15 protein-coding genes are annotated in these 18,502 nt (G+C 65.5%); 4 read left to right on the forward strand and 11 right to left on the reverse strand.

Annotation, left to right across the window (positions count from 1 at the left end):
* Positions 1-12 precede the first annotated feature (12 nt).
* From CLU88_RS14680 to CLU88_RS14690, 3 genes are all read right to left on the reverse strand, one after another.
* Positions 13-1,170, reverse strand: a complete 1,158-nt coding sequence (locus CLU88_RS14680; protein WP_369827649.1) for a GGDEF domain-containing protein — start codon at positions 1,168-1,170, stop codon at positions 13-15.
* 188 nt (positions 1,171-1,358) lie between these two features.
* A complete protein-coding gene (locus CLU88_RS14685; RefSeq protein ID WP_099657227.1) occupies positions 1,359-2,102 on the reverse strand; it encodes a 16S rRNA (uracil(1498)-N(3))-methyltransferase in 744 nt (247 codons plus the stop codon).
* Positions 2,103-2,329: 227 nt separating this feature from the next.
* Complete coding sequence (locus CLU88_RS14690; RefSeq protein WP_099657228.1) at positions 2,330-3,469, reverse strand: aminoglycoside phosphotransferase family protein; 1,140 nt, start codon at positions 3,467-3,469, stop codon at positions 2,330-2,332.
* Between the two features lie 115 nt (positions 3,470-3,584).
* Between CLU88_RS14690 and CLU88_RS14695 the strand changes: the two genes are divergently transcribed.
* The 3 genes from CLU88_RS14695 (at position 3,585) to rsmA (ending at position 8,319) form a co-directional block, all read left to right on the forward strand.
* Positions 3,585-5,996 carry an LPS-assembly protein LptD gene (locus CLU88_RS14695; protein WP_369827650.1) on the forward strand — a complete coding sequence of 804 codons (2,412 nt, stop codon included), beginning with the start codon at positions 3,585-3,587 and terminating at the stop codon, positions 5,994-5,996.
* 12 nt (positions 5,997-6,008) lie between these two features.
* Entirely contained in the window at positions 6,009-7,451 is a 1,443-nt protein-coding gene (locus tag CLU88_RS14700; RefSeq protein ID WP_099657230.1) for a peptidylprolyl isomerase, read from the forward strand.
* An 88-nt stretch (positions 7,452-7,539) separates the two neighbouring features.
* Entirely contained in the window at positions 7,540-8,319 is a 780-nt protein-coding gene (gene rsmA / locus CLU88_RS14705) for a 16S rRNA (adenine(1518)-N(6)/adenine(1519)-N(6))-dimethyltransferase RsmA (protein ID WP_099658899.1), read from the forward strand.
* Positions 8,320-8,859: 540 nt separating this feature from the next.
* Here the strand turns inward: rsmA and CLU88_RS14710 are convergent.
* The 3 genes from CLU88_RS14710 to CLU88_RS14720 form a co-directional block, all read right to left on the reverse strand.
* Positions 8,860-9,285 carry a barstar family protein gene (locus tag CLU88_RS14710; RefSeq protein ID WP_099657231.1) on the reverse strand — a complete coding sequence of 142 codons (426 nt, stop codon included), beginning with the start codon at positions 9,283-9,285 and terminating at the stop codon, positions 8,860-8,862.
* A 138-nt stretch (positions 9,286-9,423) separates the two neighbouring features.
* Positions 9,424-9,834 carry a ribonuclease domain-containing protein gene (locus CLU88_RS14715; RefSeq protein WP_099657232.1) on the reverse strand — a complete coding sequence of 137 codons (411 nt, stop codon included), beginning with the start codon at positions 9,832-9,834 and terminating at the stop codon, positions 9,424-9,426.
* Positions 9,835-9,989: 155 nt separating this feature from the next.
* Entirely contained in the window at positions 9,990-12,305 is a 2,316-nt protein-coding gene (locus tag CLU88_RS14720) for an NADP-dependent malic enzyme (protein WP_099657233.1), read from the reverse strand.
* A gap of 256 nt (positions 12,306-12,561) precedes the next feature.
* Between CLU88_RS14720 and CLU88_RS14725 the strand changes: the two genes are divergently transcribed.
* On the forward strand, positions 12,562-13,098 hold the full coding sequence (locus tag CLU88_RS14725; protein WP_099657234.1) for an ureidoglycolate lyase: 537 nt from the start codon (positions 12,562-12,564) through the stop codon (positions 13,096-13,098).
* A 55-nt stretch (positions 13,099-13,153) separates the two neighbouring features.
* On the opposite strand, the gene CLU88_RS14730 is transcribed toward CLU88_RS14725, so the two are convergent.
* The 5 genes from CLU88_RS14730 to CLU88_RS14750 all read right to left on the reverse strand — a co-directional run bounded on the left by CLU88_RS14730 (position 13,154) and on the right by CLU88_RS14750 (position 18,398).
* Entirely contained in the window at positions 13,154-14,338 is a 1,185-nt protein-coding gene (locus tag CLU88_RS14730) for an amidase (protein ID WP_099657235.1), read from the reverse strand.
* 13 nt (positions 14,339-14,351) lie between these two features.
* Positions 14,352-15,353 (reverse strand): ABC transporter ATP-binding protein, encoded by a 1,002-nt coding sequence (locus tag CLU88_RS14735; protein WP_099658900.1) that lies wholly within the window; start codon positions 15,351-15,353, stop codon positions 14,352-14,354.
* Positions 15,354-15,453: 100 nt separating this feature from the next.
* Positions 15,454-16,491 carry an ABC transporter ATP-binding protein gene (locus tag CLU88_RS14740; protein ID WP_099657236.1) on the reverse strand — a complete coding sequence of 346 codons (1,038 nt, stop codon included), beginning with the start codon at positions 16,489-16,491 and terminating at the stop codon, positions 15,454-15,456.
* 4 nt (positions 16,492-16,495) lie between these two features.
* A complete protein-coding gene (locus CLU88_RS14745) occupies positions 16,496-17,431 on the reverse strand; it encodes an ABC transporter permease (RefSeq protein ID WP_233205477.1) in 936 nt (311 codons plus the stop codon).
* 13 nt (positions 17,432-17,444) lie between these two features.
* On the reverse strand, positions 17,445-18,398 hold the full coding sequence (locus CLU88_RS14750; RefSeq protein ID WP_099657237.1) for an ABC transporter permease: 954 nt from the start codon (positions 18,396-18,398) through the stop codon (positions 17,445-17,447).
* Between the last annotated feature and the right edge of the window lie 104 nt (positions 18,399-18,502).

The following is an 18,502-nucleotide window of genomic DNA, read 5'->3' on the forward strand; positions in this document are numbered from 1 at the left end:
CGGCTGACCGCATCACGCCAACCCGGGCTCCAGCACCACCCGGTTGCGGCCCTGGGCTTTGGCGGCGTACAGGGCCTGGTCGGCACGCTCCAACGTGTGCGCCAGGGTATCGGCCGGGGGGTGGCGGGCCAGCCCGATGGAGACGGTGATGGCGATGGGATCGCCCCCCTGGGGCAGTGGCACCCGCATGGCCTGCACGGCCAGGCGCACACGCTCCAGCAGGGCAAGCGCCTCCTCGGCCGGGGTGTCGCACAGCATCAGCACAAATTCTTCGCCGCCCCAGCGGGCCAGCACGTCGGTGTCGCGCACGCTGTGGCGCACGGTGTCGGCAAAGGCCCGCAGCACCAGGTCGCCTTTGCCGTGCCCGTGGGTGTCGTTGACCACCTTGAAGTGGTCGATGTCCAGTTGCGCCACCAGCAGGGGGTGGCCGGTGCGCAGGCTGCGCCGCTGCTCTAGCTGCATGCGCTCAAACATGGCTCGGCGGTTGAGCAGGCCCGTCAGGTCGTCGTGGGTGGCCAGCTCGCGGATTTGCTCCAGCGCACGGGCGAGTTCGGATTTTTGGCGGCGCAGGTGCTCGCGGGTGCTTTGCACGCGGGTGGTGAGAAAGGTGCTGCTGAGCAACACCACCACCACCATGCCCACGTAGGCCCCGGCCACCACGGGCGGGTAGCCGGGCTCGTCGCGCAACGCGACCACGCCAGAGGCCACGCCAAAGACCACCAGGCCGTACAGCAAGATGCCCAGCATCTGCCGCGTGGTGAGCCCGAAGATGCCGAACATGAGGATGATGGCCAGGATGGGCAAGGTGACCCCCCGCGCAGGCCCGGCGATGACAAAGGCCACGGCGCAGCAGGCGATGGAGTACAGGATTTGCGCCAGCGTGAGGGAGGGGTCTTTGAAGCGGCGCGACCAGCCGCTGCGAATGGCGACGTACACCAGGATGAGGCCGATCACCGAGCACACCGTCCACACCCGCACATGCGCGGCGTTGGCCAGGCCCGCTGCGGCCACGGCGTTCATCACCAACAGGCAGCACACCATGAGCAGCGCCGCCAGCCCCGCCATGGCCAGGCGAATGCGCTGGCGCTTGTCGGTGGTCAGCACCCAGTCGGTCCAACGCCGGCAGTACGCGCTCAGATGCAAGTGGTCTCCCCCGCTGTTGTGGTGCATGGCCGCACACCGTGGCGCAGGGCCTTGCAATGTGAGGACGCGCTCGCTATCGCTGTTGTTGGCAAATTCTACGGCGCATAGGCACAACAGCAAGCACTGAATGTGCTGCCGGGCCAGGCGAGCGCCTCCACGCAGCCTCGATACCTGCGCACCAGCGGACAGGGGGGGCGCCCGCCGGTTCCCTGCGTTCAGACCAGTGTGAGCGCGGCCAAGGCCGCCAGGGGGGCGGTTTCGGCCCGCAGCACGCGCGGGCCCAGGGTGGTGGGGGCAAAGCCGTGTTGCACGGCCAGGGCTTCTTCGGCCGCGCTCAGGCCACCTTCGGGGCCCGAGAGGAACCACACCGGCCCCGCCCCTGCAGCCGCCTGCAGCAGGGGGCGGGTGCCTTCACGCAGCGACAGCAGCAGGCGCAGGGCGCTGGGCTCAGCCGCAGAAGGCCCAGCATGGGCGCGCACCCAGGCGGCCAGGTCCAGCGCGTCGTGCACCACGGGCACGCGGTTGCGCCCGCATTGCTCGCACGCGGCCACGGCCACGGCCTGCCAGTGGGCGAGCTTTTTGTCGGCGCGCTCGCCCTTGAGCTTGAGCACGCTGCGCTCGGCCACCAGCGGGGTGATGCTGGCCACGCCCAGCTCGGTGGCTTTTTCGACCAGCCAGTCCATGCGCTCGTTGGCGGTGATGCCCGCCAGCAGGTGGATGGCGCGGGGCGCCTCGCGCTCCACCGCATGGTGGGCACCCACCTGCACGCGCACGTCGCTGCGGCCCATGCGCAGCACGGTGGCCTCAAATTCGCCACCAGGGCCATCGGCGCCGCCGTGGAACAGGGTGATGCCATCACCCGGCTGCAGGCGCAGCACCTGCACATGGCGCGCAGCGCCGGGGGGCAGGTCGATTTCGGCACCAGGGGCCAGGTCAGCGGGGCAGTGGAAACGGGGCATTTGCTACTTAATTAATAGCTGCTTGCGCTTATAAATAAAGCGCTAGAGCCTGTTTTTATATCGACTGCGTACGCGCTTGGCGTGGAGCACAGCCTCGAAACTCTCACAACCCTGTACCAGCAAACGCCGCGCAAGGGCCTATGCCGGCCGCCCCGCCGCGCTGGCGTTGCCCCCCTCGCAGCGAGAGAGGGGGAAGGCGCGCAGCGACTCAGGGGGTGTTTACTGCTTCACATGCGCCCGTAAGCAAAGCCGGTGACGGGCGTGGTGCCCTCGATCTCATCCACCAGCTGCAGCAACGGGCCGAGCTGCCGGTAGCGGTTGGCGGTGGAGCGGATGTAGTGGAGGAAGCGCGGGGCGTCGGCCAGGTACTTGGGCTTGTCGTCGCGCAAGGTGAGGCGGGCAAAGATGCCAGCCACCTTGAGGTGGCGCTGCAGGCCCATCCACTCCACCGCGCGGTAGAACTCGCCAAAGTCAGCACCCCAGCCGCTGGCGCTGTTGGCCCCCAGCAGCCCGGCCTTTCGGGCTTTCTCCCAGTAACGCACGGTAACGTCGATGACGAATTCCTCTTCCCAGCTGATGAACGCGTCGCGCAGCAGGCTGGCGATGTCATAGGTGATGGGGCCGTAGACGGCGTCCTGGAAGTCCAGCACCGCCAGCGGGCCGCCTTCTTGCAGCGGCACCATCAGATTGCGGGTCATGAAATCGCGGTGCACAAACACGCTGGGCACGGCCAGGTTGTGCGCCACGATGAGGTTGAAGGCATTGTCCAGCGTGGCCTGCTGCTTGTCGGTCAGCGCCACGCCCCGGTGGCGGGCCAGGTACCAGTCCGGGAACAGCGACAGCTCGCGGCGCAGCAGGGGTTCGTCGTACACGGGCAGCACGCCGGGGCGCGAGGCTTTTTGCCAGTCCAACAGCACGTCGGCGGCCTGCTGGTACCAAGGCAGTGCCGCTTGGGGGTTTTCGGGCTTCAGCAGCTCGATCAGGGTCTGCTTGCCCAGGTCAGTCAGCAGCATGAAGCCACCTACCTCGTCCCACGCCAGAATTTGCGGCACGTTCAGGCCCGCGCCAGCCATCAGGGCCTGCACCTGCACGAAGGGGCGGCAGTTTTCCTTGTCGGGCGGGGCGTCCATGACGATGCAGCTGGCGCCTTGAGCGGTGTCGATGCGCAAGTAGCGGCGAAAGCTTGCATCGGCCGAGGCCGGGCGCAGGCTGGCGGGCACCAGCTGGTGGCTGGCCACCAGGGGGGCGAGCCAGGCCTCAAAGGCTTTTTGGCGGGCAGCATCGGGCCAAACCACCGCGCCGGGGGCCGCGGCCCCCGTGGTGTGGGTGGAAGAAACAGGGGATGAGGGGGAAGAGGGGTGGCTCATGGATAATCGGATTTTACAAACCCGCCCCCACCGCCTATCCATGGGCCATCGGCGCGGGTGATTCCATCCGCCCTCGCCCCCTACGCCCCACGTGCCACGCCGCAAGCCCACCACCGTGCAGACCCCCTCCCTCCGGACCCGGCCCGCTACGGCAGCTGCATTGCGGCTGCGCCCCCCCGCGCCCACCGCACTGGCCTACTGCGTGGCGCTGGCATGGTGCGGCCTGCCCCTGACTGCCCAGGCTCAGGACGCCGCGCCCAGCGCCTGGGATGCCCCCATCACGCTGCGCAAATCCCCCGCGCTGCAAGAGACGATTCCCGAAGCCGTGCGCTCGCAGTTGCCGGTGTTCGTCACGGGTGACCGCATCAGCGGCCAGACCGACTTGAACGCCACCATCGAAGGCAACGCCGAGCTGCGCCGGGGTGACACGGTGATCCGTGCCGACCGGCTCGACTACACGGTGCCCGAGGACCTGGCCAAGGCGCGCGGCAATGTGCGCATCAACCGCGCAGGCAACACCTACGAGGGCTCGGCGCTGGACCTGAAGGTGGACGCGTTTGAGGGGTTCTTCACCGAAGCGCGCTACCGCTTCCTGGCCACCCAGGCCCATGGCGAGGCCACGCGCGTGGATTTCCTGGACCGCGATCGTGCCCTGGTGCACAGCGCGACCTACACCACCTGCCAGCGCGATGACGAGGCCAGCTGGCGCCCAGCCTGGGTGCTGCGGGCCGACACGATCCGCATCGACAACGAGGAAGAAGTGGGCACGGCCGAAGGCGCGGTGCTCGAATTCCAGGGCGTGCCCGTCCTGCCCATTCCGTACATCACCTTCCCGCTGTCGGACAAGCGCAAATCCGGCCTGCTGCCCCCCACCATCGGGCTGGACAGCCGCGACGGCCTGGAATACGCCCAGCCGTACTACTGGAACATTGCCCCCAACCGCGACGCCACCTTGCGCGCAGCGCTGATGAGCAAACGCGGCGCCAACCTGGGGGGCGAGTTCCGCTACCTGGAGCCCACCTACCAGGGCGCCATCAGCGGCGATGTGATGCCATCGGACAGCCTGCGTGATCGCTCCCGCTGGGGCATCACGGCCAAGCACCAGGGCTCCATTGAATCGAGCATTGGCGGCCTGGGCCTGAACCTGAACCTCAACCGCGTGAGCGACGACAACTATTGGCGCGACTTTGGCCGCGCCTCAGAGCCGCTGCGCCAGCGCCTGCTGCCCAACGACGCCTCGCTGTCCTGGGGCTCGGGCGATATCTCGGCGCAGGTGCGCACGCTCAAGTGGCAAACGCTGCAAGACGCCACCTCGCCCATCGTGCCGCCGTACGACCGCATGCCGCAGCTGAACTGGCGCTACACGCCATCGACCCTGCCTGCGGGGCTGGACGCCAGTGTGGAGCTGGACACCACGCGCTTTGAGGCCGCACGCGCGCTCACGGGCCAGCCCAATGCCGACCGCTCGTACGCCATCGCGCAGATCAGCCGCCCCTTCCTGGCACCGGGCGGGTTCATCACGCCCAAGCTGCAGTTGCACACAACGCAGTACCAGTTTGACAGTGCGCTGTCCAACGGCTCGCGCTCGGCCAGCCGCACGCTGCCCACCTTCAGCCTGGACAGCGGGCTGGTGTTTGAGCGCGATACCAGCTTCTTTGGCCGCTCGTTCCTGCAAACGCTGGAGCCCCGCGCGTTCTACACCTACACGCCGTTCAGCGACCAAAGCCGCCTGCCGGTGTACGACACGGCCGCCAACGACTTCAACTTCGCCACCGTCTACACCGAAAACGCCTACGGCGGCAACGACCGCATTGCCGACAACAACCTGCTGACGCTGGGCATGACCACCCGCCTGCTGGACCCGGACACCGGCGCCGAGAACGTGCGCTTTGGCGTGGCCCAGCGCCTGCGCTTTACCGACCAGAACGTGACGCTGCCCGGCGTGGCCCCGGTGAGCGAACGGCTGTCGGACGTGCTGGTGGGCGCGGGCATCAACTGGACGCAGCAGTGGGCGTTTGACTCCACCACCCAGTACAACCCCAAGACGCAGCGCTCCATCCGCTCCACCATCAGCGCCCGCTACAGCCCCGGCAACTACCGCACCGTGAGCGCGGCCTACCGCTTCCAGCGCGGCACCAGCGAACAGATCGACATTGGCTGGCAATGGCCACTGAACGACCTGTGGGGCGACAAGGGCCAGGACCTGGGCGCCGGGCGCGGGCAAGGTGGTGGCCGCTGGTACAGCGTGGCGCGCCTGAACTACAGCATGCAAGACCGCAAGCTGGTGGACACCGTGGTGGGCCTGGAATACGACAGCTGCTGCTGGATTGGCCGCGTGGTGCTGGAACGCCTGCAAAACAGCACCTCCACCTCCAACACACGGCTGCTCTTTCAAATCGAATTCGTGGGCTTCTCCCGCCTGAGCCTGGGCTCCAGCCCCCTCGAAACCTTCAAGCAACACGTGCCGCGCTACCAGTACCTGCGAGACCAGGTCGGTACGCCCAGCCGTTTCAGCAACTACGACTAAATCGACACAGCCATGAACCACCGCGTGATGACATTGGCCCTGGCGGCCAGCCTGGCCTGCCTCGCACCCCAAGGCGCTGCGGCGCAAGGGCTGCGCCCCTCCAGCGGCGCCAGCAAGGGGCTGGCACAGCAACCCGCGGCGGCTGCGGCAACGCCTGCCGCCAAACCCGCAGCCAAGCCCACACTGGCGCTGCCCACCCCCTCGGCGGCCGACACCGGCCCGCGCTCGGCCGACTACATCGTGGCCATCGTCAACTCCGAGCCCGTCACCAACTACGAAGTGCGCTCGCGCATCGCCCGGGTGGAGCAGCAACTGGCCCAGCAAGGCGGCAACGCCCCCACGCCCCCGCGCGAGCTGATCGCCCGCGAGGTGCTGGAACGCATCATTCTGGAAAAGGCCCAGCTGCAGCTGGCGCGCGAAACCGGCATCCGCGCTGACGACTACGCCGTGAACCAGGCCGAGGCCGCTGTGGCCCAGCAAAACGGACTCACCGTGAGCGAGTTGCAACGCCGGCTGGTGAGCGAGGGCCTGAACCGCGACCGCTTTCGCGAAGAGCTGCGCAACCAGCTCTTGATGCAGCGCGTGCGCGAGCGCGAAGTGGACGCCAAGGTCAAGGTGAGCGATCTGGACATTGACCAGTTCATCCGCGAACAACAAGGCACCGAAGTGAGTGCCGCCGAGATCAACCTGGCCCACGTGCTGGTGCGCGTGCCCGAAGACGCCAGCCCCGCCGTGGTGGCCGAGCGCCAGGCCCGCGCGCAGCAAGCGGCCGACAAGGCCCGCGCAGGTGAAGACTTTGCCAAGGTGGCCCAGGAATACTCCGACGCGCCCGAAGGCCGCCGCGACGGGGGCCTGCTGGGCCTGCGCCCCACCGACCGATACCCCGAGCTGTTCGTCACCTCGACCCAAGCGCTGGCAGTGGGTGGCATTGCCGGGCCTGTGCGCTCGCCCGCCGGGTTTCACGTCCTGAAGGTGGTGGAGCGCTCTGCGGCAGGCTCTGGCCCCACCGTCGTGCAAACCAACGCGCGCCACATCCTGCTGCGCACCGGCCCCCAGTTGACCGAGGCCGCGGCCGCAGCGCGCCTGAGCGACTACCGCCGCCGCATTCAGGCAGGCCAGGCCGACTTTGCCACGCTGGCGCGCGAACATTCACAAGACGGCAGCGCCAAGCAAGGCGGCGACCTGGGCTGGGCCAACCCCGGCCGCTACGTGCCCGAGTTTGAACAGGCCCTGAGCGCCCTGCGCCCCGGCGAAATCAGCGAGCCTCTGGTGTCGCGCTTTGGCGTGCACTTGATCCAGCTGGTGGACCGCCGCGAAGCCAAGCTGAACCAGCGCGAGCAACGCGACATGATGCGCGACGCCGTGCGTGAAAAGAAGCTGGACGAAGCCTACGCCACCTGGGCCCAGGAACTGCGTGGCCGCGCCTATGTGGAATACCGCGAGCCCCCCCAATGAACATGACCCCCACAGTCGCCCACTGCGTGTGGCTCCTTGCCCCCCGAGGGGGCCGCGTTTTGCCTTGGGGCGGCCCGGCGACAAAACCATGAAGCACATCCCGCGCAAGCGCTTCGGACAGCACTTCCTGTCTGACCAGGGCATCATCGAAGGCATCGTCCAGGAAATCGCCCCGCAGCCGGGCGACCCGATGGTGGAAATCGGCCCCGGGCTGGCCGCCCTCACGCAGCCCCTGGTCGAGCGCCTGGGCCGCCTCACCGTCATTGAACTGGACCGCGATCTGGCAGCGCGACTGCGCCTGCACGGGCAGCTCGACGTGATTGAGTCGGATGTGCTCAGAGTCGACTTCACGGCCCTGGCTCAGACCTTTCGCGAACGCCTGAACCAACCCGCCCTGCGCCTACGCGTGGTGGGCAACCTGCCGTACAACATCTCCACCCCCATCCTGTTCCACCTGCTGGAGCATGTGGACGCGATCCGGGACCAGCACTTCATGCTGCAAAAGGAAGTGATCGACCGGATGGTGGCGGGGCCCTCCACCAGCGACTACGGACGCTTGTCGGTGATGCTGCAGTGGCGCTACGCCATGGAGAACGTGCTGTTCGTGCCCCCCGAGAGCTTTGATCCGCCCCCGCGCGTGGACAGCGCCGTGGTGCGCATGGTGCCGCGCGAGGCCCCTGCCCAGGTCAACGTGAAGCTGCTCGAAGAACTGGTGCAAGTCGCCTTCAGCCAGCGCCGCAAGCTGCTGCGCCACACCCTGGGCCGCTGGCTCGAAGCCCGCCAGTTCACCGGCACCTTCGACACCCAACGCCGCGCCGAAGAAGTGCCCGTGGATGAGTACGTGGCACTGGCGCAGGCTTGCTCTTGAGTTGATAGCTGTTAGCGCTTGCGGGACAACCGGCAGCGGCCAATTTGATCAGTATTACGAAGTCTAGGGGCCCAGGCTGGTCGCGCAGCAGGCGCGCCCACCAACATCGCACCGGTCTTGATGCGATGCCAAATCCGTCAGTCAAGCATCAAAGGGTGTTAACGAAACAGGCTGGGAGCAGGTCCCGGGCTTCAGTCGCTCGCGCCAATGTCGTCACTCACCTTCGCAACTGGCGCGGCCAAGGCGAGAGACACCGCGCAAGGGCCGCCCCGCCGCGCTGGTGTCGTCCCCCTTTCCCGGCGAAGCCGAGAGAAGGGGGAAGCGGCGTAGCCGCTCAGGGGGATGTACCGAATTATGCCGCGCTCAGCCAATAACCAGCATTGAACGGGCTGCTCATGCGCAGCGCCAAGGGGGACACATCGACCAGTTTGTCGGTGGGCATTTTTTCTGCGGGCTCTGCTGCAATCTCGATCCGTTGGACTTTGGGTGCTTCACTGGCCTCGTTCGCCCGTTCTGCTTGGCTGTTGGATGCAGAACGGGCTACAGAAAAGAATAGAAACAGCGGAAGGGTATTTTCCGGTCGCTCCAGTAGTCCGCCGCATCCCGGAAGATATCGAGCAGCTGCTCCCGGGCTTCCTTGTCAAACTTCACGGTGGCCGGAATCTGCTCCAGCACCACGATGAAACCAGGCTGTGGGCCCGATTTGTGCAAGGGGTCTGTCATGCAGTCGTACAGCGCATCGAAGTTCTTGCCAAAGTGCGCCGGGAAGGTGAATTGCCCGGCGATGAGGTCAAGCACGTCCTGCTTGGTCTGTGCGTGGGCCAGGTTGGCATACAGAAAATGGTGGCCCATGGAGGTGGCCGCATCCTGCAGGTCCTGCACGCGGAATGCGCGAATGGATTGCACGATGTTGGCACGCACGCCACGCAGGGGCGTTTCCAGGTCTTTACGAAGTGGCGTCTGCATCTCCGCTACTCTTTCTAAATAAAGTCCACAAACTTCTGGCATTCCGCAGGGCCGGTGCATGCACCTTGCGGGTGGGAGGATTCAAAGGGCATACCGTGCACAGCCAAGATAGGACTGGCACACACGGCATGGAAGGGGTCACTCGACGATTTCGCGGAAACTGGCGTAGTGGTCGCCGGTGTAGTAGCAAGCGTCCGGCGTCCGGGGCTTCTGGCCTCCACACACAATGCGGCGCGCCCCCCGGTTGCGTGCGCCAGGCGTTCTGACGGTGTATTCGCGGTAGTAGCCGCGTTGCTGTGCTGGCAGGATGCGCTCACGATTGCCAAAGACCGATCCATCTTTGTCGTACGGGAACGGCCCACCCTCCCGGATCAGCGCATAAGTGACCCGCCCCTGGGCAGGCAACTCGGCCAATGCAATGGAGGAAAGAGAACCAGCGGCAGACGGAGTTTGGCGGGTATGACCCACCACCGGGGCCAACACAAACGCGGCACCCAAAACCCACAAAACCCCTGCTTTGCGAACCTGGGTGGCAAAAGCCTTCAGCATCAACGACACCTTTCAGAAACCACGGGTTAACCCGAAATTTCGAGCCCGTAGTGTGACGCAATACCCCCCAAAAAGCAAGCGCCTGCCCAATAATTAGGCAGGCGCTTGGCGTGGGTGGCAGCCAAAAAAGTTGGCAGTTACTATCTTTTGGGGGCTTATCGCGACGCGTTAGCGTCGGCTACCGTCAAAGCCGTCATATTCACAATACGGCGCACCGTGGTGCTGGCGGTGAGGATGTGCACCGGCTGCGCCGCGCCTAGCAGCACAGGGCCAATGGCGATGTTGCCGCCCGCTGCCGTTTTGAGCAGGTTGTAGGAAATATTGGCCGCATCGATGTTGGGCAGCACCAGCAAGTTAGCGTCACCGATCAGGTCGCTGTGCGGCATGATGGCCGCACGGGCCTTGCTGTCCAGGGCCACGTCGCCGTGCATCTCGCCATCCACTTCCAGCCAGGGCGCCTGCACACGCAGCAGCTCCAGCGTCTGGCGCATCTTGACGGCGCTGGGCTGGTTGCTGGAGCCAAAGTTGGAGTGCGACAGCAGTGCAGCGCGGGGCTTGATGCCAAAGCGCATCATTTCCTCGGCCGCCATCACGGTGATTTCCGCCAGCTGCTCGGCCGTGGGGTCGTAGTTGACGTGGGTATCGACCAGGAACACCTGGCGATCGGGCAGCAGCAGGCCGTTCATGCACGCAAACGTGGTCACGCCAGCGCGCTTGCCAATCACCTGATCGATGTAATTCAGGTGCAGGTTGGTATGGCCCCAGGTGCCTGCAATCAGGCCATCGACCTCGCCCTTGTGCAGCAGCATGGCGCCAATCAGCGACAGGCGGCGGCGCATTTCGATCTTGGCAATCGGCACCGTCACGCCCTTGCGCTCGGTCATGCGGTGGTAGGTTTGCCAGAAGTCGCGGTAGCGGTGGTCTTGCTCCACGTTCACCACGTCGTAGTCACGCCCTTCCTGCAGGCGCAGGCCGAACTTCTCGATGCGCTCGGCGATCACCGTGGGGCGGCCAATCAGCGTGGGGCGGGCCACGCGCTCGTCCACCACGATTTGCGCGGCGCGCAGCACGCGCTCTTCTTCCCCTTCGGCATAGGCCACGCGCTTCTTCGTGGCGCTCTTGGCGGCCGTGAAGATGGGCTTCATCATGGTGCCCGAGGCGTACACAAAGCTTTGCAGCTGGTCGCGGTAGGCATCCATGTCAGCGATGGGGCGCAGGGCCACGCCACTGTCGGCAGCCGCCTGGGCCACGGCGGGCGCAATCATCATCATCAAGCGGGGGTCAAACGGCTTGGGGATGAGGTACTCGGGGCCAAACGCCAGCTGCTCGCCCACATAGGCCGCAGCCACCACTTCGCTTTGCTCGGCCTGGGCCAACTCGGCAATGGCGTGCACGGCGGCAATTTCCATCTCCAGCGTGATGGTGGTGGCGCCGCTATCGAGCGCCCCACGGAAGATGTACGGGAAGCACAAGACGTTGTTGACTTGGTTGGGGTAGTCCGTGCGGCCCGTGGCGATGATGGCGTCGTCGCGTACCGCCTTCACGTCTTCGGGCTGGATTTCAGGGTTGGGGTTGGCCAACGCGAAGATCAAGGGGCGTGCCGCCATCTTCTTGACCATGTCCTGTTTGAGCACGCCGCCTGCCGACAGGCCCAGAAACACGTCCGCGCCCTCGATCACTTCGCTCAGGGTGCGCTGGTCCGTCTTTTGGGCGAACTGGATCTTGTCCTCGTCCATCAGCTCGGTGCGGCCTTCGTACACCACACCAGCCAGGTCGGTCACCCAAATGTTTTCGCGGGGGATGCCCAGCTTGACCAGCAGGCCCAGGCAGGCCAGGGCCGCAGCGCCCGCGCCCGAGGTCACCAGCTTCACGCTCTTGGGGTCTTTGCCTGCCACCTTCAGGCCGTTCAAGATGGCTGCGCCTACCACGATGGCCGTGCCGTGCTGGTCGTCATGGAAGACCGGAATCTTCATGCGTTCGCGCAGCTTGCGCTCGATGTAGAAGCAGTCAGGGGCCTTGATGTCTTCGAGGTTGATACCGCCGAAAGTGGGCTCCAGGCTGGCAATGATTTCGACCAGCTTCTCAGGGTCTTTCTCGTTGATTTCGATGTCAAACACATCGATGCCAGAGAACTTCTTGAAGAGGACGCCCTTGCCTTCCATCACCGGCTTGCCCGCCAGCGGGCCGATATCGCCCAGGCCCAGCACGGCGGTGCCGTTGGTCACCACGCCCACCAGGTTGCCTCGGCTGGTGTACTTGAAAGCCGCGTTCGGGTCTTTGACGATTTCTTCACAAGGAGCAGCCACACCCGGCGAATAAGCCAACGCCAGATCGTGCTGGTTGACCATCTGCTTGGTGGCTGCGATGGCGATCTTGCCGGGCTTGGGAAACTCGTGGTATTCGAGTGCCGCGCGGCGCAGTTGGGCACGTTTGTCTGGGTTGTTGTTCTGGGCCGTGGTGTTCTCGGGCATGCAGTGTCTCCAGCTTGGGGTAAGGCGAAAGGAACACCGGGCACACGCCCGGCGAAGGCTGTCAGCTTTGTAAGGGTCTGAGATTGTAGGCGCCGTTACGTAAAAACCCTAGTAAGCGGATCTGCTTACTTCTCGGGAACGCATTGTGGCCTGGGTCAGGAGCGATTTTGTCCAATGGCCAATGCGTAAAAGCCATAGGGAATTGCGCTGAGCGCGACTACACCCAACAGGCGCGCTTCTTGCACTAACAGAGCCTATGCCCACCTTAAACACCTCCACTTTGGCAACACCTGCACAGCAGCTGGCACCCGCAGCCCTCACACCTGCAGCTTTCGCAGCCTTTGGCACCGTGCTGCAAGCGCCACCTGGCACAGGCCGCCTGATCAATGCAGGCACCAGTGAGCGGTTTGACCTGGTGGACGACCTGTGCCTGGGCCAACAAGGCGGGCGGGCACAAATGGCGCTGTTCCGGGCCCAGGCGCGGCGATTTCCCGTCGCGCTGGAAGAGATGGAGCGCCACCAACTGGGCAGCCAGTCGTTCATCCCCCTGGGACGCCGCCGCTTCGTGATCGTGGTGGCCGCCGCAGGCCTGCCCCCACAAGCATCCGATCTGCGCGCTTTTGTAAGCAATGGACTGCAAGGGGTCACCCTGGCGCCAGGTACATGGCACCACGCCTTAATGGCGGTGGATGCGGGCGATTTCCTGGTGGTGGAACGGGCCAGTTCCGCAGCCGACTGCGATACGTGGCTTTTGACCACCCCGCCCTGTTTGCAATGGAGCCCAGAGGACTGAACCGCTGCGATGCGGGCCGTGACAGGTGGCTGGACAAATTCCCCGTTCACCGAACTCAGGCCGCTGCAGCGATCCGCTCCGCCAACCCCACCAGTGATCTATCGCTGCCAGCGGGGCCCAGCAAGGACAGCCCCAACGGCGCTCCATCGCGCTGCGCCATCGGCATGGACAACTGCGGAAAGCCTGCCAGCCCTGCAATGCAGAGCATCTGGATGGCTCGGTTGCGGTAGTCCTCCAGGCTGCTCTCGGGTGCAACCCGCAAGGGCGCCACATCGGGCATGGTTGGCATCAGCAACACCCCGTCGGCTCCCAACAGGTCGGCCAGATGCTGCTTGAATCGACCGCGAAAGGCACCTGCAGCGGCCACCTGCGCATCGGTCACGGCGCGCGACCACGTAAACCGCTCTGCCACACCAGACCCCAAAGGTGGGGCAAAGCGCTCGATCAGTGGACCATCCGTCATCCAGGCTTCACGGCCTTGCAGGTAGCGAAAGTTCCAGAACATCGCATCGAACGAATCCAGCGCCACCTCTACGCGGCTGGGCGCTCCCAGCACAGCGGTCACGCGCTGGGTGGCGGCCTGGAGCGCATCCACCACACCGGGCGCCAAGAGGCCCCAGACATCGGCAGGCCACAGCACGCGTACCTGGGGCGGCAGGGGCGGCACATCTGCCGCCAGCAGCACATCGGCAACGCGGGCAAAGGTGTGCACATCGCGGGCGAACCAACCGCAAGTGTCCAGGCTGGGGGCCAAGTCCAGAGCGCCTTGCAGGCTGATACGCCCGTGCGTAGGGCGCAAGCCATACAGACCGCAGTGGTTGGCCGGGGCACGCACCGACCCCCCTGTGTCTGTGCCCAAGGCAAAGTCACACAGTCCGGAGGACACCGCCGAAGCCGAGCCCGATGAAGAGCCGCCTGTGATGCGTGTGGGCGCAGCACCGTTGATGGGCGCGCCAAAGTGGGCGTTGTTGCCATTCATGGAAAACGCCAGTTCGTCTGTCACCGTTTTGCCGACCACGCGAGCACCTGCGTCCAGCAGCTTTTGCACCGTGGGCGCCGTCTGCGCCTTGATACCCGACTGGGCCAGCACGAGCGGATTGCCGCCCCCCGTGGGGTAGCCAGCCACATCGAACAAATCCTTGACCCCGAAAGTCAGGCCCGACAGTGGGCCGGAGCCAGCATGAGCCAAAGGCACGTCGGGATAAGGCACAAAGGCATGGGCAGGGTCGTGCAAGGGCATGGCAGCAGTGGCGTTAATGGGTGAACAAAGCGGGAGCGGGGGCTGCGGCATCGAGCGCATCGGTGCGCAGGCAGCGGGCCTGGTGGCCGGGGACGATAGCCACCAGCGGGGGCTGCTGCAATCGACATGCCTCGGCGACCAGTGCACAGCGCTCAGCAAATGCACACCCTGGCGGCAATGCAGACAGGTCCGGTGGAGCCCCGCCAATGGTCTGCAGCGGCAGGCCGCGCGCCATGGCACCGTGGGCGCGGCTTTGCAACAGGGCCCGCGTGTAGGGGTGGCGTGGGTTGCGGATCAAGTCGTGGGCCGTGCCCTCTTCCACAATGCGCCCGGCATACATCACGGCAATGCGGTCGGCCACCTCCACCGCGGCACCAATGTCATGGGTGACAAAGATGACCGAAAGCCCCAGATCACGCTGCAGCTCACGCAACAGCAGCAGGATCTGGATCTGCACCGTGGCATCCAGCGCCGTGGTGGGCTCATCCGCCAACAGCAGCTGCGGGTGGCAGGCCAGGGCCAAAGCGATCATGGCGCGCTGGCGCATGCCGCCCGACATTTCATGGGGATAGGCCTGCAGACGGCGCTCTGGACTGGGGATGCGCACGCGCTCGAACAACGCCAGCGCGCGCTGTTGGGCCTGGGTTGCGGTGGCGGCAGGCTCATGGCGCCGGATGGCTTCCACGATCTGCGCACCCACGGTGTACACCGGGTCCAGCGCCAGCAAAGGCTCCTGGAAGATCATGGAAGTGACCTTGCCCCGGTAGTCCGCCAAAGCCTTGCCCGACAGGGCCAGTACATCCATGCCCGCCACCCGCACCTCACCACCCAGGCGCGTGCGCCGCTCAGGGTGCAAACGCAGCAGCGTGCGCAAGGTGACGCTTTTGCCCGAGCCGGACTCACCAATCAGTGCCACCACTTCGCCCCGGCCCACCTGCAAGCTCACTCCGCTGACGGCCTGCACAGGCTTGCGACCTCCGGTGAAGGTGACACTCAGGTCGCGTAGCACCACCATAGGCTCTTCGTTGGATGTGGAGATCATGGTCGGATTTTTCTCTGGATGAGTTCAGCGACGGGACGGCATTGAGGAAGGCCACCAAAGGCGTGCCGGGCTTTCATGCCACCTGGCGCAAAGGCAAGGCGTTGGGATGGCCGCTGCCGGATTCGTGTTGCAGGCAGGCCACCATGCGCACGGGCGTGGCCCACGTACGCTGCGGCACCTGTTGCGCACACACGGGCGCCGCCAGGCCGCAGCGCGGGTGAAACCGGCACCCCGCAGGCGGCTGGATAGGGTTGGGCGGGTCTCCCGCCAGCGGGGCTTCTTCAGTGCGGCGGTCGGGGTCCATCGACGGCATGGATGACAAAAGGGCTGCGGTGTAGGGGTGCGCAGGCTGCTCAAAGAGCGCATCCGAAGGCCCGATCTCTGCCACCTGGCCCAGGTACATCACCATCACCCGGTCGCTCATGTAATGCACCACATTCAGGTCGTGGCTGATGAAGACGTAGGTCAGGCCAAACTCCGCCTTCAGGTCGGTCAGCAGGTTCAGCACCTGGGCTTCCACCGATTTGTCGAGGGCGGAAACGGCCTCGTCCAGGATCACCATGCGCGGCTGCAAAGCCAGCGCCCGTGCAATGTTCACCCGCTGCCGCTGACCGCCTGAAAGCTCGTGCGGGTAGCGCTCTGCAAAGCGCGCAGGCGCCAGACCCACGCGGTCCAGCAGGTTGCGGGCGCGGGCGACGGCATCGCGCCTTGGCAGTCCGTGCACCTGCGGTCCAAAGGCCACCGAGTCTTCAATGGTCAGGCGCGGGTTCAGCGATGCATAGCTGTCCTGAAACACCATTTGTACCTGCCGCCGAAACTCCTTGAGCGGCAGGTCACGGCTGCCGACCGTGCGGCCGTCAAAAATGACCTCGCCCGCCGTGGGCTCCATCAACTGCATCAATAGCCGCGCCGTGGTGGACTTGCCGCAGCCCGACTCCCCCACCACCCCGAGTGTTTCGCCTTTGAGCACCTCAAAGTCCACGCCGTCCACCGCGTGCACCACGCCACCGCCGCGCCCGAACGCGTCCTTCTTGAGCGGGAAGTGCTTGACCAAGCCCCGCACGGTGAGCAACGGCTGCGCAGGTCCGCCGACATCCAGGTTCACATGCATGGCATCAGCCCTTGTTGTCCATGGCCGACCGCAGGCCGTCCGACAGGATGTTGAACGAGATGGAGGTGATGAAAATCATCAACCCGGGCAGTGCAGCCACCCAGGGCTGCACGTAGATGGCCGTGCGCAAGGTGTTGAGCATGAGGCCCCACTCGGGCTCGGGCGGCTTCACACCCAAGCCCAGAAACGACAGGCCTGAGGCCAGGATCATCGACACCGCAATCAGGCTGGTGGCATACACGAAGATGGGGCCCAGCACATTGCCCAGCACGTGCACCCGCACGATGGTGAAGGCATTGGCCCCCGACGCGCGCGCGGCCTCCACATAGTCGCGGTTGCGCACCTGGGTGGTCACGCTCTCGGCCACGCGCACGATCTGCGGGATGAACACGATGGTCAGCGAGATGAGCGAGTTGACCATGCCCGCGCCCAGCACACCCGACAGCGCAATGGCCAACAGCACCGAGGGGAAGGCATAGAACACATCCACCGTGCGCATGATGGCGGTGTTGACCAGGCCACCGGCATACCCTGCCACGATGCCGATGACCGAGCCGATCACAAACGCACACACCACCGGTGTGATGCCAATGAACAGGGACAACCGGGCACCCACAATCAAGCGCGAGAGCATGTCGCGCCCCAACTCGTCGCTGCCCAGCGGAAGGCCCTCGGTGCCGATGGGTTTGAGGCGCTTGAGCATGGACGATGCATACGGGTCAGCGGGCGCAATCCACGGCCCGAACACGGCCAGGGCGATGAGCACCACCACCACCAGGGCCGCCCCCATGGCGACGGGGTCGTGCGTGAAGCGGATGAAGGCCGCCGTCCAGTACCCACGCGATCGCTGCGCTGGCAACGCGCCTGCAGCCAAGGCATCCGGTGACGATGGGGCAGGCGGCAAAGAATGGGGTGAAGACGCGGCAGTCAAGATGGTCATGGAGGTCCCTCCTTCAAGCGCGGGCAATGCGCGGATCCAGCAGCGTTTGCAGCATGTCCACCAGCAAGTTGAGCAACACAAAGAACAAGGCCAATACCAGGATGGTTCCCTGCAGCAAAGGCAGGTCGCGCTGGAAGATGGCGGAGTTGAGCAAGAAGCCCGTGCCCGGCCAGGAAAACACGGTCTCGATCAGGATAGAGCCCCCCAACAGGTAGCCCAGTTGCAGCCCCATCACCGCCAGCGCCGTAGGCGCTGCGTTCTTGACCATGTGGCGAAACACACCAAAGTGCGTGAGCCCCTTGGCCCGCAAGCCCACAATGAACTCCTGGTCCAGAATTTCGGCCACCAGGGCACGCACGGTGCGCGCGATGATGCCCATCGGGATCACCGACATCGTGATGGCAGGAAGCACCAGGAACTGCAGGTGCTCCCAGTCCCAGGCCCAGTCGGACGAGCCCCCCGGGCCCGCCCCCGTGGCGGGTAGCCAGGCCAGCTGCGAGCTGAAAACGATCACCATCACCATGCCCAGCCAGTAGTGCGGCACGCTCACCCCCAGCACCGACAGCAGGGACGCCAGCCGGTCTACCCACGAGTGGCGAAAGTACCCTGCCACAAAGCCAAACAGGCTGCCCAGCACAAAGCCAATGGCTGTGGCCACCACGGCCAGGCGCAGGGTGTTGGCCACGGCCGTCATCACTTCGCCCGCCACGGCGCGGTTGCTGGCAATCGATACGCCCAGGTCACCGTGCAGTGCGCGCCACACCCACATCGCAAACTGCTCAGGCAGCGATCGGTTAAACCCATACAACTCGCGCAACTGGGCCTGCAGCTCGGCCGAGGCGTCGGGAGGCAAGATAGACACCAGCGGATCGCCAGGGGCCAGGTGCACCAGTAAAAAGCACACCAGCGCCACGCCCAGCATGATGGGCAGGGCATAGACGATGCGGCGCAGCAGATAAGCAACCATGGGACAGTCCTGCAACGGGGTGAAGGGTCAAGCTGCGCGCCCGCAGGGGCTGGGCGCGGGGTGCAGGGTTCACGCCGGGCTGGCCGGTGTGACCCTGCCCGGGC

Source organism: Acidovorax sp. 56 (assembly GCF_002749705.1).
Lineage (GTDB): Bacteria > Pseudomonadota > Gammaproteobacteria > Burkholderiales > Burkholderiaceae_C > Acidovorax.